The following is a 7,083-nucleotide window of genomic DNA, read 5'->3' as shown; positions in this document are numbered from 1 at the left end:
TTCATATAAATAGTATTTCTGACATAAATTAAAATAATTAATGACATTTTGATAAATATAATTTATTTCTTTTGTAAGTTTTTGTTGTAAATATCATTTTTTTATTTTTCGTTGTAATGAATATAATTCATTTTCAGTTGGAATGCTTGTTACCATATACTTTTTCATTTTAATCTCCATTCTAATTTAAAGACTAAATCAGTGGTCTAAAATGTATATGGTTTTCACATAATTCTCGTTCAATTGATCTTGACTTTTTGACAGAAATTTTAACTAATTTAAAAGTATTTCAAGATGGGTTAGAATGAAATGAAGTTAATTATTTAAAACATATTTATCATCTTTTCCAACAAAAACCAAGTTGGTTTAGGAACATTAGGCCAAATTTTAAATGAACCGCTTTTAACAATTACCAATAATTTAGAACCATTTTTATTAAAAAAGGGCTATTTGTTAAAAACCCCACGGGGGCGGGTATTAACAACAAAAGCAATTGAATTTTTAAAAAAATTAACATAAATTGCTTAATTTTTTAAATAACTTAGTTATAATAATAGTTGGAACTAAGGTAAGGTGTAAATATAATGCAAAATCATCAAAAAGAACAACAACAAATTGCTAATTATGTTTTAAAAATGATTAGTTTAAAAACAGTAGATTTAAAGTTATTAAATCGAAATATTACTGAACAGGATGTTATTAATTATTTATTAAAAATAATTTTAGTTGATAAAAAAATTATTGATGTTAGTGATGCTGCTTATTATATTTTTAATATTAAACTTAACCGGATAATTGAATTTATGAATAATCAAAAAATTACTGATCTAGATTTATCGTTAGATGATTTTAAAGATATGTTTATTAAATCATAGGATTAGATAAGAAATAGTGTACAATATATAGAGAAAAGTTGAAAAGTAGAATAGTGGTGTCAAGCGTGGGAAAGAAAGAACAAGTTAAAATAATTAAAGAGCCAAAAGATAAAAGAGCAATAAGTCGATTAATTATCCGAATCGGAACGTTAATTGTTTTAGTTATTGCTATGATTGTTGGTGCGCTTTTTTCAGCGGATAGTTTTCGTTATTCATATCAAACAGGAATTGCTTATTCAGGAGGATATCAAGTTCAAATTGATGTTTTTGACAAAAGAGACCCTAATTATTCACCGGATACTCCAAATGGAGATAGCAAAAAAGGTTTAGAATTATTACGAAATAAATTAGATCCTTTATCAAACCAAAATTTATATTTACAAACATTAGGACGTAATTCGGTTGAAGTTATTGTTGGAAAAGATAGGTTTAAATCTTATAATGACTTAAGTAAAATAATTCAACGATTAGGAGCAATTTACTTAATTGATAATAAGGGAAAAGATTTATTAATTAGTGATAATAATGGAACAAAAGAACGAACACCATTAAGTGATGTTATCTATGGTTCAACAACAGGAGTTGACCAAGCACGTCGACCAATTATTACCTTACAAATTAAAAATCAACAAAAATGAGATAGCATTATTAATAGTTTAAAACCAGCAGAAGGAGGCGGACAAGCACAGCCATTATATATTTGAACTGATATTGGTCAAATGATTGATGATTTACGTCATGATATTGATAATATACAAGCAATTGCAACTTTGTTTAGTGTTGATATTCGTAGTAAGGTTTCTTCAACAGATTGAACAAATATTTATCATATTTTTGATGTAGAATATTATGATACAGGGACTTCTTGAATTCAGCATGGAAATTTGTTAGATTTAGCATTACGTTATCCAATTTCACAAATTAGAACATGAATGGAAGATAGTCGTTTTCGTTTTACAACAGTACCGACAAATCGTTTATTAATTGATCCAAATGATAAAAGTGCTACAACAAATGCATATATTGATCCATTGCGACCATATTTACAAACAATTATTGAATATAATAGTGTTTTGACCGAAGCATATAAAAAATATATTATTAATTGAAATTCAATTAAAATTGGAACTGGTGCAGCCGAAAATTCAAATCAAATTACAACATCAACCGAGACAGAAGCTCGTCAAATTAGTAACTTGGTTAATGGGGGGCTAAGTGGACTAGAATTTACTATTCGCGGTTATGGTGAAATCCCACCGGTTGTTTCAGCAAATGTGTTTAAAATTTCAATGATTATTTTAGGTGTTCTAGTTTTAGCCATTTTTATTGTATTATTAGTTTATTATCGTTTATTTGGATTAATTGCCGTCTTAACTTTATTGTTTACAATTATTTCAACCTTATATTTTTCATCTTTATTAAAGGTTGAAATTTCACCAGAAAGTATTGCCGCCTTAATTATTGCTTTTGGATTATCATTAGAAGGAAACTTGTTGTTCTTTTCACGGTATAAACGTGAGTGGTATGAAAATAATATCCCATTTGAACCAGCAATGAAAATTGCTAATAAACAAACAATTGCTGTTTTTATCGATGCTTTAGTTGTTTTAGTAATATTAGGACTGTCGCTATTTTGAACAGGAACTAATAATATTAAATCATTTGCCACAATTTTATTAGTTGGTTTAATTATTGCAATTATTATGGTTTTTGCCGTAGCGCGGTTAATGTATTGAATTGTCATTAAGTTACATTGACAAGAAAAATACCGTTGGTTAGATGTTTCACGATTTTCATTATGAACTTGATTGTTTAAGAAACAATCAAGAAAGCTAGCTACGGATGTTAAAATAGTGGATTCTTCAACAACTGAGCTTCCATCTGATGTTGAAGTAAACCTGCCTGCTAATGCTGAAACAGAATTATCTGCTTCAGCCCCTGTAGAAAATAAAAAGCGTAAACAATTAAAACATGGCAAATGAACCTTTTATAATATTACAAAATGAACCCCAATTGTTGGAATCATTTTATTAATAATTTCCTTAGCAATTGGTTTTGCTGGAAAAGCAAATGTTGCTAATACAATTAAACCAGGAATTAATATTACAGTTAATGAAGACTTGTGAGGAACAGATGGGTCTAAACAAGTTCCAGATGAAGTTGCAATTGCCAAGTTAAATACGCAAATTGAAGAGTATCGGCAAATAACACGTCATAATTTTAGTTTTAATATTTATGTGATTAAACGACAAGATACTGGTAATAGTAACCGTATTTTAGTTGTTAGTACAAATATTACGAAGGGTACTTTTGAACGTGAATTGTTATCAAGCATTGCTTCATTTTATGGTGCTAGCCCGAGTGATACATCATTAGCCTTACAACAAACTGATCCAGTTATGGAAGGTTATATCTTAAAAATTGCGGCAATTAGCCTGGCAATTTGTTTAGCATGTATTTTTGTTTATACATTATTCCGCTTAGATTGAGCACAATTTGTTGGAATGGTGTTAGCCGCAATCTTTACGTTAATTGTTACTATTGCAATTGCAATTATTACGCAGTTGTTAATTACCTTTGAAATGTCAATTGCGTTCTTAACGATTTTTGGCTTTGCAATTGCTTTTGGAACAATGGTAATGGTGCGTGCAAAACAAAATAAAAAAGCAATTAATATTCGTGAGTATGAAACATTTTTTGCCTATATGTCAGAACATCGTGCTCAAATTAAACGTTTACGTCGTGCTCATAAAGTTTATTATCAAGAGGAATTAAAAAAATTAGCAGTTAAAAATCCAGATTTAAAATTAAAAGAATTGAAAAAACAATATCGTGACCAATTGCACATGGTAGAATTGGTGGCAAAAGATATTAAAAATAAAAACCATAAAATCATCCGAGAAATTCAAAAAGAGTTTCGGATCTATAATTATGAACATAACTTTTTACAAAAAGTTGCTAATATTACAATTAAACAAATGCTACAGCACTGTTTAACATTAGGAATTATGTTTGCAATTTTATTAATTACTTTAGCGGCTTTTTCAGGAACATGATTTGGTTTTAATGTTGTTATTTTAATTGGTTTAATTATTGGAATGTTTGCGACATTATTTGTTGCAATCCCAATTTGAGTAGCATTAGAAAAATATCGTGCGTTAAATAAAATCCGTGTTAAAAATTACTTAGATTCACAACGTGTTGAAGTTGATGAACAAGTTGTTGTTGGAATTAATAATTAATTAACCAAGAAAGGAATTTTTAAAAATGGATCTAAAAAAGTTTATTGTTGATATTTCTAATTTTCCAGAACTGGGGGTTATTTTTCGTGATATTACTCCGTTATTAAATAACGCTTTGGCTTTTAAAACAGTAATTAAGCAATTAGCAGCGCATGCTGTTGCTCAAAAAGCAACAGTAATTATTGCTCCTGAAGCACGTGGTTTTTTGTTTGGCTCAGCTGTTAGTTTTGCTACCAATTTACGGTTTATTCCTGTACGAAAAGTGGGAAAATTACCCCGCGCAGTTATTGATGTAAAATATAGTTACGAATATGCGGCAAATCAATTAGAGATTCATGCCGGAGATTTACAACCAAATGATCGTGTGTTGATTGTTGATGATGTTTTAGCATTGGGAGGAACAGCACGTGCAATGTGTCAATTAGTTAAGCAAGAACAAGCAACAATTGCTGGTTTAGTTTTTGTGATTGATTTAACATATTTGAATGGTAAAAAAGATTTAGATTCATATCCAATTAAAACCCTGATTGAATATTAATGCTAAACGCGATATAATTATAATTATTATAAGAAAAAGGGGTTGTTTATAATGGATCGAGATATTAAATACGAAGAAGTCTTAGCCCAAATTAAGTTGTATATTAAAGATGAAGCAACATTAAAGGAAATTCAGAAAGCATATCAGTATGCTGAAGAAAAACACCATGGGCAAGTTCGCAATAGCGGAGCAGCGTATATTATCCATCCATTATGAACAACCTTTTTTTTGGCACAATGGCGAATGGGACCAAAAACTTTAATTGCTGGGTTATTACATGATGTTTTAGAGGATACTCCTGCTACCTTTGAAGAATTACAAGAATTATTTGGGATTGAAATCGCTAATTTAGTTGAAGGGGTAACCAAAGTTAGTTATTTTGCAAAAGAAAATCGGACACAAATAAAAGCACAATATTTACGAAAGTTATATTTATCAATGGCGAAAGATATTCGCGTAATTATTGTCAAATTAGCTGATCGTTTACATAATTTAAAAACAATTGGTTATTTAAAACCAGAACGTCAACAAATTATTGCACGAGAAAGTTTAGAAATTTATTCAGCAATTGCTCATCGCTTAGGAATGAAAGCTGTTAAACAAGAAATTGAAGATATTAGTTTTAAAATTGTTAACCCTGTGCAATACAATAAAATTGTTTCATTATTAGAATCAAGTAATAAAGAGCGAGAAAATACTATTAATCAAAAAATTGAAGAATTAAAACAAATTTTAATTACTGAGAAAAAAATGTCTGTAAAAGTATATGGACGTAGTAAATCAATTTATTCAATTTATCGTAAAATGAATCAGTTTGGTAAAAATTTTGATGATATTCATGATATTTTAGCTGTTCGTATTATTACAAATAGTGTTGATGATTGTTATAAGGTGTTAGGTTTTGTCCATCAGCATTATACGCCATTAAATAATCGCTTTAAAGATTATATTGCTACGCCAAAACATAATTTATATCAATCTTTGCATACTACAATTGCGGCTGATGATGGTCTTATTTTTGAAATTCAAATTCGAACTGAAGAAATGGATGAATTAGCAGAACAAGGAGTAGCAGCGCATTGACGTTATAAAGAAGGGGAAAATTATGATATTGCAAAAAAACAAAAAGATATTGATGAACGATTAGATATTTTTAAACGGATTTTAGATTTAGAAAATATTTCAGTACATGAACGAGATGAAATTCAACAAGAAGTTTATAAACCAGATCATTTAATGGAACAAATTATTCAAAATGATATTTTTTCTTCGTTAATTTATGTTTTAACACCAAATGGGAAGGTTGTAACATTACCATTTGGTTCAACTGTTCTGGACTTTGCTTATAAAATTCATTCTGAAATTGGAGAAAAAACAATTGGAGCAAAAATTAATGGTTTATTTTCACCAATTTCAACTGTTTTAAAATCAGGAGATGTGGTTGATATTAAAACAGCAGCAACCCAAAAACCAAATCATTCATGATTAGTTGTTGCAAAAACATCATCGGCGCTACAAAAAATTAAGAAGTATTTGAAAAAAGAATTAGTTGAAGTAACTAGTGATGCAAAATCAGTTAATTTAGAGAAAATTAAACAAACAAAGGCACAAATTGAAGAATATATTGCAAAAAAAGATTTAAAATGAAAATTAGTTGATTCAGAAACACAATTAGAACGATTACATGCAATTAATTTTAATAATATTGAAGATTTTTTGTTAGATGTTGCTAATGATGAATATACTTTAGAAGAAGCAATTAATTTAGTTTATTTAGATCACGAAACAAGTCAAAATGAAAAAATTTTAAAAAAATTACAAGATAAACAATATAAAAAAGCGCAATTAAAAGATGATATCATTGTCCAAGGTATTTCAAGCATTAAAGTTGTTATTTCACAATGTTGTTTACCAATTCCATATGAAGACATCACTGGTTATGTTTCTAAAGCTGAAGGGATTAAAGTTCATTTAAAAACTTGTCGTAATATTCAAAGAGGTGATAAGCAAGACCGCCAAGTTGAAGTTAGTTGAAATGAAGCAGTTTGTAAAAATAAACAATATGATTGTGCAATTCGAATTGAAGCAATTGATCGGCCTGCCTTACTAGTTGATGTGACAAAAGTATTAAGTCATTTAAATGCATCGGTTCAAATGATGAGTGCTAATGTTTCTGGTGATTTAATGAATTTAACAATTAAAACAATTATTAAGGTTAGTAATGCTGACCGCTTGCAACAAATTCGGTCATCATTATTAGCCATTCCAGATATTAAAGTAGTAGAACGAGTTATGATGTAATTTGTTAATCACTTCAGAATAAATAAAAAATATCATCTGTGAGGTACCATATACATTTTAGACCAGTTAGTCTTTTAAAAATTTTAATACAGCTTCAATTGGTGTTAAAAAATTTATGCTTTTATGT

Annotated in this window: 6 protein-coding genes and 1 pseudogene; 6 read left to right on the top strand and 1 reads right to left on the bottom strand. The window is 28.7% G+C overall.

Going from position 1 to position 7,083, the window contains the following annotated elements; genetic code table 4:
- A pseudogene (locus tag BST80_RS03130) lies at positions 1-180 on the bottom strand (hypothetical protein); the annotation flags it as partial.
- 77 nt (positions 181-257) lie between these two features.
- Between BST80_RS03130 and BST80_RS03125 the strand changes: the two are divergent.
- The 6 genes from BST80_RS03125 (at position 258) to BST80_RS03100 (ending at position 6,956) form a co-directional block, all read left to right on the top strand.
- The gene (locus BST80_RS03125) at positions 258-419 is read left to right on the top strand and encodes a hypothetical protein (protein ID WP_415745928.1); all 162 of its coding nucleotides are present in this window, start codon (positions 258-260) and stop codon (positions 417-419) included.
- A complete protein-coding gene (locus BST80_RS03120) occupies positions 367-519 on the top strand; it encodes a Holliday junction DNA helicase RuvB C-terminal domain-containing protein (RefSeq protein WP_415745929.1) in 153 nt (50 codons plus the stop codon). Before BST80_RS03125 ends, BST80_RS03120 begins: the two co-directional genes overlap by 53 nt.
- A 65-nt stretch (positions 520-584) precedes the next feature.
- Positions 585-875, top strand: coding sequence for a hypothetical protein (locus tag BST80_RS03115; RefSeq protein WP_415745927.1), 291 nt, complete (start codon positions 585-587; stop codon positions 873-875).
- Positions 876-940: 65 nt separating this feature from the next.
- Positions 941-4,117 (top strand): protein translocase SecDF, variant type, encoded by a 3,177-nt coding sequence (locus BST80_RS03110; protein ID WP_415745926.1) that lies wholly within the window; start codon positions 941-943, stop codon positions 4,115-4,117.
- Between the two features lie 25 nt (positions 4,118-4,142).
- Positions 4,143-4,655: an adenine phosphoribosyltransferase gene (locus tag BST80_RS03105; protein ID WP_415745925.1), complete on the top strand. Its 513-nt coding sequence runs from the start codon at positions 4,143-4,145 to the stop codon at positions 4,653-4,655.
- A gap of 51 nt (positions 4,656-4,706) precedes the next feature.
- Positions 4,707-6,956, top strand: coding sequence for a RelA/SpoT family protein (locus BST80_RS03100; RefSeq protein ID WP_415745924.1), 2,250 nt, complete (start codon positions 4,707-4,709; stop codon positions 6,954-6,956).
- The last annotated feature ends 127 nt before the right edge of the window (positions 6,957-7,083 follow it).

This window comes from Spiroplasma sp. Moj (assembly GCF_016082285.1).
GTDB lineage: Bacteria > Bacillota_I > Bacilli_A > Mycoplasmatales > Mycoplasmataceae > Spiroplasma > Spiroplasma phoeniceum.
The sequence above is the reverse complement of the archived record's forward strand: the minus strand, read 5'-3'. Positions and strand labels throughout refer to the sequence as shown.